1 protein-coding gene and 1 pseudogene are annotated in these 828 nt (G+C 63.3%); both read right to left on the bottom strand.

Going from position 1 to position 828, the window contains the following annotated elements:
• Positions 1-183: 183 nt before the first annotated feature.
• Positions 184-603, bottom strand: coding sequence for a hypothetical protein (locus AC6CH8_RS22815; protein ID WP_498192463.1), 420 nt, complete (start codon positions 601-603; stop codon positions 184-186).
• Between the two features lie 33 nt (positions 604-636).
• Positions 637-708 (bottom strand): annotated as a pseudogene (locus AC6CH8_RS22810) (IS1/IS1595 family N-terminal zinc-binding domain-containing protein); the annotation flags it as partial.
• Between the last annotated feature and the right edge of the window lie 120 nt (positions 709-828).

Here is an 828-nt window from a genome sequence, read left to right as displayed (position 1 = left end):
CCCACCCCGGGACGACGGCGCTGCCAGTGCGATAGGTGCGGGCTTTGACCAAGTGCCCGTAGATCTGGTGCCAGTCATTGAGCCCGCCCAACCACGCGGCCGCTTCAGCGGCGGTGGTGATCCTCGTCAGGGCCCGTCCTAGCCGCAGCAACGCCTTGCCCGCCTCAGTCCTGGGTCGGCCGGTCAGGTACGTGCGGACGTTGCGCTGGACATGGACAAGGCACCGCTGGACCGCGGTCTCACTCCAGCATTCGGACAGCGCTGCCGCGATCCGGAGCCACCATCAGTGATCACAACGGTGGGGGCAGGGAACCGGGCGAGCAGGGCAGCCCACGCGGCCTTCTTCTCGGTATCGCACCACTGCCATCCGAGCACGTGATCCCCGGCAACAGCGATCAAACAGCACCACGAGCCCACGTAGATCCCGTCGACCTGGATCTGGTCATAAACCTCACCGGTGACCGGAATCTCCGGGACAATGTTCCAGCACCATTCGGTGCGGCGCCGGAAGGAACGGGCCGTGCCAAACGAGGTCGCGGCTGATTGGTTCGACGTGCCCAGCAGCCAGCCAAGGAACGCGTCCAATTCAGCTTTCCGGCTCACATCGGGACGTTCACCCGAGCGGCTCGCCCCGCACTTCAAACACCGGTACCGCTGCTTACCGGCAGCTGTTTTCCCGTTCCGAACCAGCCCGCGGCCACAAATCAAACACTCCAGAGATATGCAAGCACCCCAGCCACCCTAAGCTTCAAAAGCTTAGCTACCCCGGATTTCCCGTGCGATCACTGGGAAGCAAGCCCCTCCCATACACACGTTTTGTCCTATAAC

The organism is Paenarthrobacter sp. GQ52, from assembly GCF_059759005.1.
The sequence above is the reverse complement of the archived record's forward strand: the minus strand, read 5'-3'. Positions and strand labels throughout refer to the sequence as shown.